The organism is Ginsengibacter hankyongi, assembly GCF_008710285.1.
GTDB classification, from domain to species: Bacteria; Bacteroidota; Bacteroidia; order Chitinophagales; family Chitinophagaceae; genus Ginsengibacter; species Ginsengibacter hankyongi.
Window position 1 is genome coordinate 53,105 of sequence record NZ_VYQF01000002.1, and the last position, 17,293, is coordinate 70,397.

Below are 17,293 nucleotides of genomic sequence, written 5' to 3' on the forward strand. Positions count from 1 at the left end.
TAAATTATGGATTTAAGCAAAAATTATATACCCGCAGTAGTTGAAGAAAAATGGTACAAACATTGGCTTTCGAAAAATTACTTTAAAAGCACACCGGATGGACGGCCTCCGTTTACCGTAGTAATTCCTCCGCCAAATGTAACAGGAGTGCTGCATATGGGGCATACCTTGAACGAAACGGTTCAGGATATATTGGTGCGTAAAGCCAGGATGAGCGGCTTTAATGCATGCTGGGTTCCGGGTAGCGACCATGCTTCTATTGCAACAGAAGCAAAGGTGGTAGAAATGCTGAAAAGAGAAAAAAATATTGACAAGAATAATCTTTCCAGAGAAGAATTTTTAAAATATGCTTTCGAATGGAAAGAAAAATATGGCGGCATAATTTATAACCAGATAGAAAGGTTGGGTTGCAGTGTGGATTGGGAAAGAGTTTCATTTACAATGGATGATCATTATTATAAAGCCGTAATTAAAGTTTTTGTTGACTTATATAACAAAGGACTTATTTATCGCGGAGCAAGAATGATTAACTGGGATCCGGCCGCAAAAACAGCATTGAGCGATGAAGAAGTAGAATATAAAGATGTTACCGGAAAGCTGTATTATGTAAAGTATGAAGTGGCAGAAAGCGGTAGCAATGCTCACTACATCGTTATTGCAACACAACGCCCCGAAACTATTATGGGAGATACAGCAGTTTGTGCCAATCCTAACGATGAACGTTATACGCTGTTAAGAGGCAAAAAAGTTATTGTTCCGCTAATCAATAAAGAAGTACCTGTAATTTTTGATGAATATGTAGATAAAGATTTTGGCACCGGTATTTTAAAAATAACACCTGCACATGATATCAATGATTTTAACATCGGGCTTAAATACAATCTTCCGGTAGTAGACACTTTGAATGAAGATGGAACAATGAGTGAAGCTGCACAAATTTATATTGGCGAAGATCGGTTTGTTGCACGCAAAAAAATTGTGGAGGGACTTAAAACGAAAGGGTTACTGGTAAAAGAAGAGGAATATACAACAAGGCTTGGATACAGCCAGCGGACTAACGTGGTAGCAGAGCCGAAGATTTCAACCCAATGGTTCGTGAAAATGAAAGAGCTGGCACAACCTGCATTGAAAGAAGTTACTTCCGGCAATGTAAAGATTCATCCCGGTGAAAAATTTAATGCCACTTATAAATACTGGCTGGAGAATGTAAAAGATTGGTGCATAAGCCGCCAACTTTGGTGGGGGCAACAAATTCCGGCTTGGTACGATGAAGAAGGCAATGTTTACGTGGCGGAAACAGAAGAGCAGGCTTCTCAATTGGCGACAGGCAACGGGCAACTGACAAGAGATGAAGATGTATTAGACACATGGTTTTCTTCCTGGCTGTGGCCCATTGAAGTCTTCAATGGAATTACAGAACCAAACAATAAAGACATCAATTATTATTATCCAACATCAGTGCTTGTTACAGGACAGGACATTATCTTTTTTTGGGTAGCCAGAATGATAATGGCAGGCATGGAATTTATGAAGGAGAAACCTTTTAATGACGTTTATTTTACAGGAATGGTGCGTGATAAACAAGGAAGGAAGATGAGCAAGCAACTTGGCAATAGCCCGGATCTATTACATTTAATTCATGAATACGGAGCAGATGCTGTTCGTTTTGGAATTATGATTTCATCGCCTGCAGGAAACGACCTTTTGTTTGATGAGAATTCACTTGAGCAGGGGAAATATTTTAATAATAAACTATGGAATGCTTTAAAGCTTGTAAAAATGTGGGCTGAAAAGTTATCAGGTGATAATAATGCGTTATCAGTTGAAAACAATTCTTACAACAACAGTTTTGCAATCGACTGGTTTGAAAATCGTTTGAATGAAGTACAAACAGAAGTGGATAATTTAATGTGCCAGTTCCGCTTAAGCGAAGCATTAAAAACAATTTATTCTCTTATATGGGATGATTTCTGCAGTTGGTACCTCGAATGGATAAAGCCAGGTTTTGAAGAACAAATTGCTGAACCAGTTTATTTAAAAACGGTTTCTTTCTTTGACAGTCTATTACAATTGTTACATCCCTTCATGCCATTTATTACCGAAGAAATTTATCATCTTTTAGAAGAAAGAAATGATGATCTCATTGTAAAACAGTTTTCTTCTGCAGGAAAAACAGATGCAACAATTTTAGAACAGGGAAACAGGCTTAAAGAAATAATAACTGCCATACGCGATGCAAGAAATAAACATAACATCAGGCAAAAAGAAACGATAAAATTACATATTGAAACTATCGACCAAAACCAATACCGGGCCATTGAAAATATTCTTGCCAAACAGATAAATGCAGAGAGCATTGGCTTTTCATCTCAGCCCGAAAATACTTTTATTACAATAGTTGCCGGAAAAGAAAAAATGTATATTGAAGCCAATATAGAAATTGACATCAATACTCAAAAAGAAAAATTAATAAAAGACCTCAATTATCTTAAAGGTTTCCTAAATAGCATTGATAAAAAATTAAGTAATGATAGATTTGTACAAAATGCGAAGGCCGATGTAATTGAATTGGAACGTAAAAAGAAATTGGATGCGCAAGCCAAAATTCTTGCTATTGAGCAAACCCTTTCTGCGCTTTAATGCGACGTAATAATCAACAAAGTTTTTCAAATGTATTATATGAAATCAGTTCTGTTTAGTTTCCTTTTTGCCTGCACGTTCTTATTTTCTTTTGCGCAGGATTCTGCTATTACCAAAGTGCCGAAGTTTAAACCACCGGTGGTAGCATCTTACCTTGGCATAAACACCAACGGAGCTGCTGTTACTGTCCAGGAGGCTCAGCAATTGATTTCGTTACCTTTAAAAATAACCGACACAAAAAAGAATAATTACACGATAGATTCTTATCATTTTCTTTATAGAAGAAAAGGCGTAATACAGGATGAAAAAACCGGGAAAAAAAGTACAACTTTCACTATCGTATCAGATTTTTTTAAAACCACTCCTCTTCCTAAAACTTGGACGGATAATATAAAAGACGGTTTTCAAAAAGACGAAGAATTATATTTCTTTGACATAATTGTAAAAGATAATAAAAACAGGAAATTTTTTGCACCTGATTTGAAGATAACTCTTCGTTAATGAAATTAATAAAGGCTGCTGCGTTAAACGATCTTCCTGTTATTCATGATATGACGTACGCCATATAACCTAATGCATATGGTGATATTTTATCTCGCAACCAATTAAAATACATGCTGGATAAAATCTACTCGTTGAGCTCACTCGAAAATCAACTTTTAAACCAGCACCATAATTTTATTATCGTACTCGATAATGACATTCCTGTTGGGTTTGCATCTTTTTCACCTAAGGAAGAAAACAGAGCCAGACATTTTTATGAAAAAATGGCTTTACAATTCTTGAGGAAGTTGAGATCGCTATTGGAGAGGGCTATTTATGAATGATTACATTATGAAACTAGACCTGAAATAAATCATCCGTTTATTTTATTATCACATCCATTTACTCAAGAGCTAAAACCGAATATTTAATAGCCTCAAAAGCCCGTTGAATTGATTGTAAATTGATGTTGTTAATTCCTTTTTTGTTGAATTAAAAAAATCATTTTTAAATTGGGCCGCTTCGTGGTGGCCCCGTATTAAAATGATATTGAAATTTAGAGCGGCTAACGTTGGAAATCTTACTATGAAAAATCTAAACCCTCAGGAATTCTATTGCTAATAGATTGTTTTTTAATCGTTTTAGCATAATTATTTTTATGCTTTCATCAATTATTTATGCGTAAGCAATTTATCCTTCTGGCAATATTATATTTTTTTTCGGGCAATATTTTTTCACAAGACAATAGCTATGTCGATAGCCTTGTAAATTGGATAAATGAGCACCCAAAAGTAGATTCGCAATATATACAGACGCTTCACAGGCTAAGTTATAGGTACAGCGAAAATGATGTAAAGAAATCTTATTATTATTATCAAAAAGTACAAGACCTTAGCGATAGCCTCAATTTCACTTTTGGAAAATCGCTTGCCCAGATAAACCTTGGGATTTTGCTATCCAATTCTGCAAGTTTAGACGCAAGTAATAACGCTTTTTTCAAGGCAATTGATTATGCGGATGAATGTGGGGCTCTACGATTAAAATCTGTATCGCTCAATAATGCGGCTGACAACTTTCTAAGTTTAAGGAATTTCGAAAAATGCAGAGAATATACAAACGAAGCGATTCCTATTAATATTAAGTTGAAGGCATGGCGAGGCGTTGCCATAAATTATGAATTACTGCAAAGATGCGACCTTAGTCAAAAGCTATATGCGGATGCAAGAGAGAAATTAATAAAAGGAATGCCTTATGCTATACTGGCCAATGAAAATTATATTTTTTCTCAATATAGTGTGGGTTTTGGAAAATTGTATGCACTGGCCAATAAAGTTGATTCAGCAAAGTATTATTTCAGAAAAGCAATAGACGAAGCAAAAGCCGAAAATGATTTACGCAATCAATTTTCAGCTTACTTAGCTGAAGCAAAATATCTGAAAAATTTACGCTCGAAAAAAAGATTAACATTACTGGATAGCGCCTTGAACATTGCAAAAAAAACTCAATACTTCGAGGGAATTTCAAAAGCGTCAGAACAACTTTCCATTACTTACGATCAAATGGGCTTGACAGATTCAGCATTAAACTACTTCCGACTCTACCGTTCAGGCTTTGACTCATTATTTTCTCAAAACACCAGCCTGAACTTAATCATAAACGAATCGGAATGGTTGGTAAAAAAGAAAGAAATAGAAAATCAACATTTGCTGGAACTTTCTCAACTTCAAAAAAAACAAATCGTTTTTAAAAATGCTTTGTTACTTTCTGCATTAATCCTTTTGGTCCTTACAATTGTAATCGCATTTTTTATTAATAAATCTATACAGGCAAAAAAGAAAAAGACTGAATCAGCTTTCAAGCAAAAAATTGCAGAATCACAAATACAATCACTGAGGGCTCAAATGAATCCGCATTTTATTTTCAACAGCCTGAACAGCATTGAAAATTTTATGATGCAAAATGAGAAAAGAAAAGCCAGTGATTACCTGCATAAATTTGCACTACTCATCAGAACCATACTTGATAGCAGCCGCAATGAAATTACCACGGTATCGCTTGATATGGAAGCGCTAAAATTATACATAGACCTTGAGCAGATGCGCTTTCATAATAAATTCCGCTACGAGGAATTTGTAGATCCAAAATTGCTATCCGGCGATTACAACGTTCCATCACTATTAATACAGCCTTATGTAGAAAACGCAATTGTACATGGCATTGCTCACAGCGATAAAAATAATTTGATACTAACGGTTAGCGCTACACTGGAAGGCGAATTTATAAAATACGTAATAGAAGATAACGGTATAGGAAGAAACCAGGCAGAAGATTATAACAAAATAAATAAACTTCACCATAAAAGTGTTGGACTGAAAATAACGGAAGACAGGGTACGTTTATTTAACAAGGATGAAAATTTAAACGGGCATATTAAAATTATTGACGTTTACAATACTGATAAAAAACCAGGCGGCACAAGAGTAGAGGTGAAAATAAAAGCAATATAAAATGGAAAAAATAAAAGCAGTTCTCATTGATGATGAGCTCAACAGCCTGCAAAACCTTCAACAGAAGCTGGAAGGCTTTTGCCCCGATATAGCGATAGTTGCGGTTACACAAAAGCCGGAAGAAGGTTTAATCCTGATAAGGCAACACCAGCCGGATGTTGTATTTCTTGATATTGAAATGCCTAAAATGAGCGGCTTTAGAATGCTGGAAGAATTGGGCGAATATGATTTTGATATCATATTTACTACAGCATACAATCATTATTCCGTTGATGCCATACGCATCAGCGCTTTTGATTATTTAGTGAAACCGATAGGCATAGAAGAATTGCAACAAGCGGTTGAGCGCCTGAGTAAAAGTCTTCACAGGCAGACGAAAGAAAAAATTGATATCCTGAAAAAATCGCTAAGCGACAACAGGAGCCAGGATGATAAAATTGCTATCTCAACTTCAGAAGGGATTGATTTTATCCCCATAAAAAATATTATTCATATCGAATCAAAATCCAACTACAGCAAAATTTTTCTTATGGATAATAAAAGTATTATGGTAACAAAAATTTTAAAAGATTTTGAAGAGATGTTGCTTCCTTATAATTTTTACAGGGTACACAATTCTCACCTCATCAATCTTAACTATATTCAAAAATATGTACGAAGCCAGGGAGGACACGTGCAATTACAAGATGGAACATTAATAGACATTTCACGTCGAAAAAAGGAAGAATTTTTAAAGATGATTGGGGGATAAGGTTGTGAGTAATATTTGTAAGTAGTCAAAGGAAAATATGGCAATCCCATTCCAGACCTGACATCTCGTACCTGCTCAATAAACCAGTTGATGTGTTTGTTTAATAACGCCCATTACAAAAATACTTTGCAGGTGGCCCATATTTTCTATCTGGCTTAATTTGTTTACATGAAAATCGTAGTATTCGTTCATATCTTTGCAAATCACCTTAAGCATAAAATCGAATTCACCAGAAATACTAAAACATTCTACTACTTCATTTAATTCATGTATTGTTTTAATAAATTTTACACCTGCATTTTTGCTGTGTTGTTTTAAAGACACGTAGCATATTACCATTAATCCTTTTTTTACCTTTTCATGATTTACCAATGTTGCATACTGCTTTATTACTCCCGATTCCTCCATGCGCTTTATTCGCTCATGCACGGGCGTCGTGCTTAAATGAATTTTACCTGATATTTCCTTTATAGTTATCCTTGCATTTTCCTGTAATAGTTTCAGGATTTCAAGGTCCTTGCTGTCCAGTGGAATTTCTAAAGTGGCTACTTCTTCTTTTTTGATGGCTTTTGGCATAGTTGAATAAATATTTATTCTTTTTATTTAATGAAAATAGCGCTTTTATTCTGAATTTATAGTGAAGTGTAGGATTTTATACTGCATTAACGTAAATTCGCAAGAAAAAAATAATATCAAATGTCAGCACTTACAAAAAATACAATTGACTTCAGCCTTAAGAATAAGGTTAAAGATATGAGCCTCGCCGAATGGGGTCGCAAAGAAATAAAGCTTGCAGAAGCAGAAATGCCGGGTTTAATGTCGCTACGGGAAGAGTTTGGAAAAGATAAACCCCTGAAAGGTGCAAGAATAGCAGGCTGTCTTCACATGACAATACAAACTGCAGTGCTTATTGAAACTTTAATAGAATTAGGAGCGGAAGTGAAATGGAGTTCATGTAATATATTTTCAACGCAAGATCAGGCTGCTGCTGCAATTGCTGCAGAAGGAATCGGTGTGTTTGCGTGGAAAGGGCAAACACAGGAAGAAAGTGACTGGTGTATTGAACAAACATTATTTTTCGGAAGTGCTGATCGTCCTTTAAATATGATTTTAGATGATGGCGGCGATTTAACCAATATGGTTTTTGATAAATATCCAGAACTTATTCAGCATGTAAGAGGTTTATCAGAAGAAACCACCACTGGTGTTCATCGTTTATACGAAAGAATGGAAAAAGGAACATTGCCCATTCCTGCAATCAATATAAATGATTCAGTTACCAAATCTAAATTCGATAATAAATATGGTTGCAAAGAAAGTTTGGTAGACGCTATAAGAAGAGCAACTGATGTTATGATGGCTGGTAAAGTTGCAGTAGTAGGCGGTTATGGCGATGTGGGCAAGGGCTCTGCTGCAAGCTTACGTGGCGCAGGAGCAAGAGTTATTGTAACTGAAATAGATCCTATTTGCGCTTTGCAGGCAGCAATGGATGGCTATGAAGTTAAAAAAATGATTGACGCTGTAAAAGAAGCTGATATTATTGTTACTGCTTCAGGCTGCCGCGATTTGATAAGAAAAGAACATTTTCTTGAAATGAAAGATAAAGCCATCGTGTGCAACATTGGCCATTTTGATATTGAAATTGATATTGCATGGCTCAATAAAAATTATGGTAATACTAAAAATACAATTAAGCCGCAGGTTGATTTATATACAATTGAAGGAAAAGATATTATTGTTTTGGCAGAAGGCCGCCTGGTAAATTTAGGATGCGCAACAGGCCATCCGAGTTTTGTAATGAGTAATTCATTTACCAACCAGGTTCTTGCACAACTGGAATTGTGGCTACATGCGGATAAATATGAAAATAAAGTTTATGTGCTTCCAAAACATCTTGATGAAAAAGTTGCCCGTCTTCATTTGAAAAAAATTGGCGTTGTGCTTGAGGAACTTACACCAGAGCAAAGTAAATATCTGGGCATTTCAAAAGACGGCCCTTTTAAGCCTGAAATGTACAGGTACTAAAATAACCTGGATAGTTTCGTTATATTATGTGAATTAGTTGTTAAGTTGATGGTAAGTTGTGGAAAATACCATAATTTTAAACGGATCGCAAATTTTATTTTGCAGATTTTTCAGGTTGGAAGAACATAATGATAAAAAAAGCGTTATAAGTTTTGAAATAATTAATAATTAAATAATATAAAATGAGAACAGGAAGACCAAGAGAACGAGCAATTACTTTAAGAGACGGTTTTTATATAGAAATATATAATTCCGGCGAAGGAAAGGGATTAAAATTAAGAAGCGAAACGGAAGAAGCAATGGAACTTGCTGCAAAGCAATATTCAAGATTTAAGAAAGTAGTTATTCTGGGTGAGTATAAAAACGGGGTAAAACGCGTTGCAGAAAGTGCCTGATAAATTTTGAATTTATTTTTATAACCGGCTTTAGAAGTTTTTAATGTTTTTGGTGAAACCCACTCCTCAAGAGTGGGTTTCTAATTTTCATTATTGTTATCCGAATTATCCCTGCTCTTTTTAAAAAGAGAAAAATCACTATCACCAAATTTGTAACTGAATGTTATGCGGAAACTTCTTACGTTCCAGCGGCTGTAAGATTCCTGGTAAAAAGTTTCTGTATTATAAATAACTCCATATCGGTGTGTATTTAAAATATCATTCACACTGAATGTAATGGAGCCCTTATCATTCTTAAATAAATCTTTTCTCAGTCCAAAGTCAGAGTCGAACTGTTCTAATCTTTTCCCCTGCGGAATAACTCTTGGCGATTCATACTGGGCAGTTAATTGAAAACTTAACTTATTAAAAATAGATGGATGTTCTGTTTCTATTTTATAATTAGCAGAAAGCTTTGAACTCCAGTTCCATCCTTTGTTACTTAAATTTTGCTGGCTTATACCGGCTTTTACATTGCGATAATTTATACTTACCGAAGGAGTAATATCAAAGTTACTGTTGAATTTCTGTTGCAAAGTAAGTTCCATGCCCCACCGGTTTGTGCTTTCAGCATTGATGTACGTGTTTAAAATTGCGTTGGGATCCACAGCTGCATGGTTTAACTGTTGGTATTGTTCAGCAGTTAACGTATCGCTAAACCTGGTAATATCCTGCTGGGTATTACGATAATATACAACACCAAGAAAATTACTTTTATTCTTGAATGTTTTGCTGTAATTAAACTCCATCGAATTGCTAAACTCGGGTTTTAATTTAGGATTACCCTGTTGAATATTCAACGGATCATTTATATCGATGAAGGGGTTTAATTGCCAGAAGTTAGGGCGCCGAACCCTTCTTGAATAATTGAGTTGTATCTCTTCATCATCATTTAATTTTTTTGATAAATAAAGACTTGGAAATAATGCATCCCAAATATTGCTGATCTTATCAGGATATTCGTAGCCAAATTTTTTGGCGCTGTCAATTAATGTCCCGGTAAATTCAGAATACTCACCCCTTAGCCCCGCCTGGTATCCGATGGTGCTTATTTTGCCCGTATAGGTAAAATAGGCCGCATGAACCACCTCTGTGTATTTATAATTATTACTAAGAGGCAACCTTGTTTCGGTTCCGTTTACAACTGAGAACGAATTAAAATAGCTTGAATAATTATTTACATAACTCTTCAGGCCGGTTTCAATTTTATTCTCATTTTTTAGCGGGTTTACAAAATCAATTTTTGTGGTAAGTTGGTTGTTATCATTAGCACCATCATTATGTACATTATTCGGATCACTATATAATGAGCCATCCGGCAAGTAAAAATTATTAAGAATATCGGCGTTATCTTTTACATTTCCATAATTTAAATTGATGCTCGCATTTAATTCTTCTCCTTCTTTCGGGAACTTGTGTGTATAGTTTGCCTGTGTATTATAACGGTTAAACTGGACGTGTTCATTGGATGCCCTGGTACCGTATTTTTCTAAATCTTTATTGCTGTTCAGATATTGCTGATCTTGCATTTGATCATTTACAAAACGGCCTTGCACCACACCTTGCGAAAGTGTTAAGGTATTTCTGTTATCGATAAAATAATCTATCCCAAACCTTAAAGAAGTAAATTTCCTATTTCGTTCATTTTTTGAATTTTGGTTAAAATAATTATCTACCACATTGTTCGTTTTGTTTTGCCTGTAACTTTCACTGTTAGACTTTCCATCGGACTGGTGATAATTTCCGCTGACAAAAAAATTCAGCTTTCCCTGCCTAAGATTCAGGTTAGCATTACCCGACCATATTCCCTGTGTACCTGCCGCGGCTGAAAGCAGTCCATTTAAACCTGTTCTTTTATTTTTCTTAAGAATAATATTAATGATTCCTCCTGTACTTGATGCATCATATTTTGCCGAAGGGTTAGTAATAAGTTCTATTCGGTCAATATTATCCGAAGGAATTTGTTCAAGAGTTAATATGGTAGGCCGGCCATCTATAAAAATCGTAGGGGAAGAATTTCTTAATTCAACATTTCCATCTACATCAACAGAAACCGATGGAATATTTTTCATTACATCAATTGCAGTTCCGCCTTTAGAGGAAATACTTTTATTTACATCAAATATTTTTTTATCAATACCCATTTGCAAGGCTGGCTTATCCATCACAATAGTTACCGCTTCCAGTTTCGTTGCATTGTGATTCATGACCATATTTCCAAGATCGCGTTCTATAGTTCCTTTAGAGTTTTTGTCCAAATTAGAAAAGGTAAAAAACTTATTATAACTACTATATCCTACTGCAGATAAAGTAATGTGCAAGCTGTCGAATGCAGGAACATTTTCAAAATTAAAGTCACCGTTAGGCGCAGTTAATGTAGCAGCAATAATGGAATCTTTCGTTTGAGAATTCAAACCGTTATGTAGCGTTGCAGTAACCTGAACCGAAACAAAAGGGACTGGCTTTTTGGTTTGTTCATCCACTACTTTTCCATAAAGCTTGTTATGCGGATTAATTTTAATAATCGACGCATCATTATCTGGCAATGGTTCTTTTTCAACCTGGCATTTTACACTTACAGAAAAAAGAATTGTAACTGAGAGAAGAAAAATATATTTCATAGTGGTTAAAAAATGAGGCTATTGCTTTAGCATACCAAACGAAAAAATCAGGAACAAAGCACGATGTATATTACCTGGATAATTATGTTCAGGAGTTGCAAATTTACAAAATGATAATGATTGAAACTTGTATTACTGTTATTAATATTGTTTGATAAGAATTTCTAAATAAAAAAACCGGCACTGGCCGGTTTAAAATCTAAATTACAACTATTATTAAAATAAAACTTAACTAACTTATTTTCCTACTACTTTATATTGAACAACTCCACCCTCGCTTTCTTCTTTAAGATAAGTATTATCTGGTGAAACATACATTTCTTCACCATTAATAGTTACTACCTTGGAACCTTCAGGTAATTGGCTTATCGTATCTCCCATCTGCAAAGAAGAAGACGGCGGCTCATTCAAAGTATTGTCGTTATTAGCGTTATCATTATTATAATTATCTGTATTATTCAAATCACTTTCATCCGTATTATTTACTTCACCGTTTTTACCCACAACCGTGTAAATCGTACGGCCATTTGAATCCCTGTCTTCTTTATAATAAGTGCCATTAAGTTCGTAGAGTTTTTCTCCATTAAGTATTACAGACCTTGCACCTTGTGGTAAATTATAAACCGATGCGCCCAAAGGTGCATCTACTACTTCGTAATAATCATCGTATTGCCTGTAGTAAATTCCATTATAATAATAGTATGGATAACCACCCAGGTTAAAACTATAATAGCCATAAGGAAGTACTCCTATATGAATTCCAAACGGAGGAAATATCGGTTGATAATAGCCGGAATAATAGCCATAAAAGAATCCATTATTATAATAGTAAGGGTAACCACCAAAACGGATAGAAATATAACTTCTTGGAATAACAGTATATCTTGTACCGTACCTGAAGGAATATCTTCTGTTATTAAAACTATAATAACCACCGCCATAGTACCTGTTGCTGTATCGGTAATTATTATAACGGTAATTGTTATAGCGCCCTGATGATATTCTGTCCCGGTCATATCCTGATGATATTCTATCCCTGTAATATCCCGATGCTATTCTTTCCCTATCATATCCAGACGACATTCTATCCCTGTTATAGCCGGAACTCGCAACGGCGTCGTTTCGCCTTGTATCAGGTAAGTCCCGGTTTACTCTTGTATCGTTTCTTCTTACTGCACTTCTTTGAGAAAAAACCCGGTTGTTATCATTCCGGCCTGGAGTAAATATTCGTTCATTACCCTGACCAGGATTAAAAGAATTATTTCTGTTTGCATTGTTTTGACGAAAGGTTCTGGTTTCAGAAAAACTACGGTTATTTCCGCGCTGCGGAGATACATTTGATTCGCGGTTTCCACGGCTACCGTTGTCGCGGCCTCTTTGTGCTTCAGCATAATTAAAAACTCCTGCAGTTAGACTACCGAAGAGTATCATACCAATAATTGTTTTCATAAATTTTTTTTTGTAGAGATTATCATACTCAAATTTAACCTAATTATTCATCCTTAAATAGTGAATAATGTTAAATAAAAGCGTGCTTAAACTATAGACTATAGCCGACAAGTAATGTTTAATTATTTAGCCTGATCATCTGGAGGCAAACGGGCTTCGGCAATCTAATTTGATCTTTAGTTTCATGTAACAAACCGGTTTTTTTATCTCTTTTAAAGATTACGATGTTGTCACTGTCCTGGTTCGCAACCAACAAATAATTACCTGAAGGATCTATAATAAAATTACGCGGCGCTTTTCCAAAAACAGGTTGATAACCGATAAGTTTTAATTTTCCTGTTGATGAGTTAACTGAAAAAATTGTAATAGTATTTTCGTCTCCCCTGTTGGAAGCATATAAGAATTTGCCATCGGGTGATACAAAAACCTCTGCGCTTCCTAATGTTCCTTTAAATCCTTCTGGATGAGTGGGAAGTTCCTGTATTGCTTTTAGTTTTCCATTGTTATAACTATATGCAGTAACGGTGCCGCCCATTTCATGAATGAGATACGCAAATTTTCCATTTGGGTGAAATGTTATATGTCTTGGTCCACTTCCCGGCGTGGCATTTATAAACGGAGGAGATGCTGGCTGAAGAGGTTTTTTTACAGAAGAATTAAATTTATAAATCATAACCTTATCCATTCCTAAGTCGGGTGTAAATAAATAATTATTATCAGGTGAAAAAACGGTTTCATGTACGTGTGCTTTTTCTTGCCTCTCTTTATTGATGCTGCTTCCCGAATGCTGTATCAATTGACTATAGGTTTGTAATGATCCATTTTTATTTATTGGAAAAACAGCAGCGCTTCCACTGCTATAATTGGCTACTGCAACCCATTTATTGCCATAACTTGCGGCTATATAACATGGATCATCTCCCCCTGATAATACAGTATTTAAAAATTTTAACTTCCCATTAATTTTATTAAAAGAGAAAGCACTTACTCTTCCGGGCTTGGCACCGTTAGTTTCATTTACAGCATACACGAAATTTCCGTTGCGAGATAAAGTAATGTACGATGGATTGGTAATAGTATCTGTATTGCTTACCCATTTTGCTTTGCCGGTTTGTGCATCGAAGTTATACACATAAATACCCTTGCTTCCTGTTCCGGTATAGGTTCCAATTAATAAATAATATTTTTGTGCGAAGCTGTATGAAGAGCATAATAAGAAAAAAAACAGAATAGAGAGCCTCATAATTTTGGGATTCAGAGATGAAAAAAATATGGTTACAATTAAGACATACAATTTAGCATTGTAAATTTTAAAAGAAAATTATTAGTACAAAAATATTTTATAAAAATTTTTATCTAATTACTTCGAACCCTTCGAACATTTGCAATTCAATATTAGTAATGATAACATTTTCCACGTGGGCCTTTTCAGGGCCGCGTTTACACCACGCTATAAACTTTTCAACATCTTCTCTTTTCCCCGTTATAAGTGCTTCCACTTTATCGTCATAAGTATTTTTTATCCATCCGGAAATTTTATGAAGACTGGCAATTTCTTTTGCACTAGCACGAAAAAAAACTCCTTGTACTTTCCCGGAAATTTTTAAATGAACAGTTTTCATTCCTCAAAGGTAAAATGAGATAATAATTTTAAAACATGATTGCCGACGGCTACTATTTTTTAGCCTCGCAAAACAATATAAATTAGTACGAGAGAATTTCAGTTCCATTTTCAATAGAGGCCACATAATAAGTAAGTGGCAATTTCATTTCATGTTCATAAGCAGGCTTTATAGCTTCTATAAGTTTATCAATCTCTGTTTCGTTTACAACGTTGATAACACAACCTCCGAAACCACCGCCCATCATTCGTGCGCCAATTACGGCATTCTTATTTCTTACAAAGTCAACAAGGTAATCAAGTTCTTTGCAACTAACTTCATACATTTTACTCAATCCATCGTGCGTTTCAAACATTTTTTTACCTAATGAATATATATCTCCTCTTTGCAGATCTTCACAACCTTTTAATAAACGATTAATTTCCTGTACAATAAACCTGCTTCTTTTATCAATGATTTTGTCCTTTGGAAGCACATATTTATCCAGCATGGCTTCTGTTACATCACGCAGTGAATGAACATTTGGTTCAAATTCTTTAATCCACATAACTGCCTGGTTGCATTCCTTTCTCCGGGTATTGTATTCCGACGAGGCAAGTGAGTGTTTTACATTCGTATCTAAGAGTAATATTTTTATTCCTTCGAGTTTAAACGGAAAATATGCGTACTCAAAAGAACGGCAATCCAACTTAATTACATGATCCTTTTTCCCCATCATTGAAGCGAACTGATCCATAATACCACACATGACACCGGCATATTCGTGTTCCGCTTTCTGCGCCATTTTTACCATCTCAAGCCTGTCAAAATTAGTGCGCAATAATTCATTCAAAGCAAATACTGTGGCGCATTCCACCGCAGCTGATGAAGAAAGGCCGGCACCAATTGGTACATCGCTGGTAAGTATTGCATTAAATCCTTTTAATTCAATTCCCTTGTTTTGAAACTGAGCCACCGGGCCTAAAATATAATTTGGCCAACTGACATCATTGACAGGTTTAAGATCATTTAGTGAAATTGAAAAAGTTTCATTTAAGTCCTCAGCTCTTAAATGTATTTCATCATCATTTCTTAACGAGATTGCGAGATATGCGGCTTTGTCAATCGACGCCGGAAGTACAAAACCTTCATTATAATCAGTGTGTTCTCCGATTATATTTATCCGACCCGGCGATTTAACTACAAGAGGTTTATTGCCATATAGCTCAACAAATTTCTGTGCTACTTTATCTACGATATTATTTTCACTCATTTTTACTTTTCCTATGTTTAATTAAATATAACGATATACCATACCCGAATTTTTAACTATACGCCTTATAACTAGAACTTATGGAGGCAATTATTTCCCGATACAGAATTTACTAAATATGTAATCCAGCATATCTTCATTTGATATTTCCCCGGTAATTTCTCCAAGAAAATGAAGACACCTGCGAATATCTTGTGATAACAGGTCTCCTGGCAATTTATTTTCAATTCCCCTTTTTATTTCGAGAAGCGAAGCCTGCACTTCCTTAAGCGCACTGTAATGACGGGCATTTGTAATTACTACATTTTCTGATAAGTTAGAACCACCGGTAACAATAGTGAATAACTTTTCTTTGAGTATTTCAATACCCCAGCTCATTTTTCCTGAAATAAAAACAGCTTCTTTAAATGTTTCTTTGCAATGTTGTAGCAATATTTCATCACTGCTATCTATTTTATTGGCAACAGGAATCACATTACTGTTTTGCTTTTTAATATCGCTGATAAGAGAAATAATTTCATCATCCTTAAATGTATTTATATCGAATAGATACAAAACGATATCAGCCTGCTGTATTTTTTCTTTGCTTTTTAAAACACCCATGTTTTCAATCAAATCTGCAGAATGCTCACGAATACCCGCAGTGTCAATAAGCCTGAATAAGATTCCATTAATGTTTATCACTTCTTCTATAGTGTCTCTTGTAGTACCCGCAATCTCACTTACAATGGCCCTATTTTCATTAAGAAAGGTATTTAATAAAGTTGATTTACCTGCATTAGGACTTCCTACTATTGCCACACTTACTCCATTCTTTATAACATTTCCCAATTTAAAAGACTGTAATAGATTTTTTACAGTTGCTGCCAACTCATCCAACAGATCAAGAAACTTTTGCCTGTCTGCAAACTCTACATCTTCTTCACTAAAATCAAGTTCCAACTCAATTAAAGCAGAGAACTGAATCAGGCGTTCTCTCATTGCTTTTAAAATAAGAGAAAAGCCACCCCTCATATTTTTTAATGCCGCGTTTTGTGATGCCGTTGTATTACTGGCAATAAGGTCTGCAACAGACTCAGCCTGGATAAGATCTAACTTGCCATTAAGGAAAGCCCTTTGTGTAAATTCACCTGCTTTAGCAAGCCGTGCCCCGTTATTAATGAGCGCATTAATTATCTTTTGTTGAACATAAGGCGAACCATGACAACTTATTTCAATAACATCTTCTCCTGTGTAGGACGATGGTGCTTTAAAAATTGAAATTACTACTTCATCCAGCACTTCATTACCGTCTTTTAAATATCCAACATGGAGCGTGTTAGGCCGCTGAATTTTTAGATCTTTTGACGGAAATAATTTATTAGTTATTTCAAATGATTGATGTCCACTTAATCTTATTACACCAATTGCTCCAATACCAGGCGGTGTAGCAATTGCCACAATTGTATCATCCCATTCGGAAAATTTTCCATCCATTTTGTAAAGATAAGAAAGCGTTTGTAGCCTGTG

Annotated in this window: 14 protein-coding genes; 7 read left to right on the forward strand and 7 right to left on the reverse strand. The window is 35.1% G+C overall.

Translation table 11 applies throughout. From position 1 onward, the window contains the following. Positions 1-6 precede the first annotated feature (6 nt). From FW778_RS09730 to FW778_RS09750, 5 genes are all read left to right on the forward strand, one after another. Positions 7-2,640 (forward strand): valine--tRNA ligase, encoded by a 2,634-nt coding sequence (locus FW778_RS09730; RefSeq protein ID WP_150414502.1) that lies wholly within the window; start codon positions 7-9, stop codon positions 2,638-2,640. Between the two features lie 39 nt (positions 2,641-2,679). After that, positions 2,680-3,141 (forward strand): hypothetical protein, encoded by a 462-nt coding sequence (locus tag FW778_RS09735; protein WP_150414504.1) that lies wholly within the window; start codon positions 2,680-2,682, stop codon positions 3,139-3,141. A 113-nt stretch (positions 3,142-3,254) separates the two neighbouring features. After that, the gene (locus FW778_RS09740; RefSeq protein ID WP_150414505.1) at positions 3,255-3,467 is read left to right on the forward strand and encodes a hypothetical protein; all 213 of its coding nucleotides are present in this window, start codon (positions 3,255-3,257) and stop codon (positions 3,465-3,467) included. 333 nt (positions 3,468-3,800) lie between these two features. Beyond that, positions 3,801-5,630, forward strand: coding sequence for a sensor histidine kinase (locus FW778_RS09745; RefSeq protein WP_150414507.1), 1,830 nt, complete (start codon positions 3,801-3,803; stop codon positions 5,628-5,630). A gap of 1 nt (position 5,631) precedes the next feature. Continuing rightward, positions 5,632-6,381 carry a LytR/AlgR family response regulator transcription factor gene (locus FW778_RS09750; protein ID WP_150414508.1) on the forward strand — a complete coding sequence of 250 codons (750 nt, stop codon included), beginning with the start codon at positions 5,632-5,634 and terminating at the stop codon, positions 6,379-6,381. Positions 6,382-6,456: 75 nt separating this feature from the next. Here the strand turns inward: FW778_RS09750 and FW778_RS09755 are convergent, their stop codons facing one another. Then, entirely contained in the window at positions 6,457-6,957 is a 501-nt protein-coding gene (locus FW778_RS09755; RefSeq protein ID WP_150414510.1) for an Lrp/AsnC family transcriptional regulator, read from the reverse strand. Between the two features lie 120 nt (positions 6,958-7,077). Between FW778_RS09755 and ahcY the strand changes: the two genes are divergently transcribed. Continuing rightward, on the forward strand, positions 7,078-8,406 hold the full coding sequence (ahcY, locus tag FW778_RS09760; protein WP_150414512.1) for an adenosylhomocysteinase: 1,329 nt from the start codon (positions 7,078-7,080) through the stop codon (positions 8,404-8,406). Between the two features lie 182 nt (positions 8,407-8,588). After that, on the forward strand, positions 8,589-8,801 hold the full coding sequence (locus FW778_RS09765; RefSeq protein WP_150414514.1) for a hypothetical protein: 213 nt from the start codon (positions 8,589-8,591) through the stop codon (positions 8,799-8,801). Between the two features lie 80 nt (positions 8,802-8,881). Here FW778_RS09765 and FW778_RS09770 read toward each other — a convergent pair whose 3' ends face one another. The 6 genes from FW778_RS09770 to mnmE form a co-directional block, all read right to left on the reverse strand. Continuing rightward, positions 8,882-11,461 carry an outer membrane beta-barrel family protein gene (locus tag FW778_RS09770; protein WP_150414516.1) on the reverse strand — a complete coding sequence of 860 codons (2,580 nt, stop codon included), beginning with the start codon at positions 11,459-11,461 and terminating at the stop codon, positions 8,882-8,884. A 237-nt stretch (positions 11,462-11,698) separates the two neighbouring features. After that, the gene (locus FW778_RS09775) at positions 11,699-12,910 is read right to left on the reverse strand and encodes a DUF6515 family protein (protein ID WP_150414518.1); all 1,212 of its coding nucleotides are present in this window, start codon (positions 12,908-12,910) and stop codon (positions 11,699-11,701) included. A 118-nt stretch (positions 12,911-13,028) separates the two neighbouring features. Further along, on the reverse strand, positions 13,029-14,153 hold the full coding sequence (locus FW778_RS09780; protein WP_150414519.1) for a lactonase family protein: 1,125 nt from the start codon (positions 14,151-14,153) through the stop codon (positions 13,029-13,031). Between the two features lie 109 nt (positions 14,154-14,262). Then, on the reverse strand, positions 14,263-14,532 hold the full coding sequence (locus FW778_RS09785) for an acylphosphatase (protein ID WP_150414520.1): 270 nt from the start codon (positions 14,530-14,532) through the stop codon (positions 14,263-14,265). A gap of 82 nt (positions 14,533-14,614) precedes the next feature. Further along, complete coding sequence (galK, locus tag FW778_RS09790) at positions 14,615-15,784, reverse strand: galactokinase (protein ID WP_150414522.1); 1,170 nt, start codon at positions 15,782-15,784, stop codon at positions 14,615-14,617. Between the two features lie 90 nt (positions 15,785-15,874). After that, entirely contained in the window at positions 15,875-17,260 is a 1,386-nt protein-coding gene (gene mnmE / locus FW778_RS09795; protein WP_150414524.1) for a tRNA uridine-5-carboxymethylaminomethyl(34) synthesis GTPase MnmE, read from the reverse strand. Between the last annotated feature and the right edge of the window lie 33 nt (positions 17,261-17,293).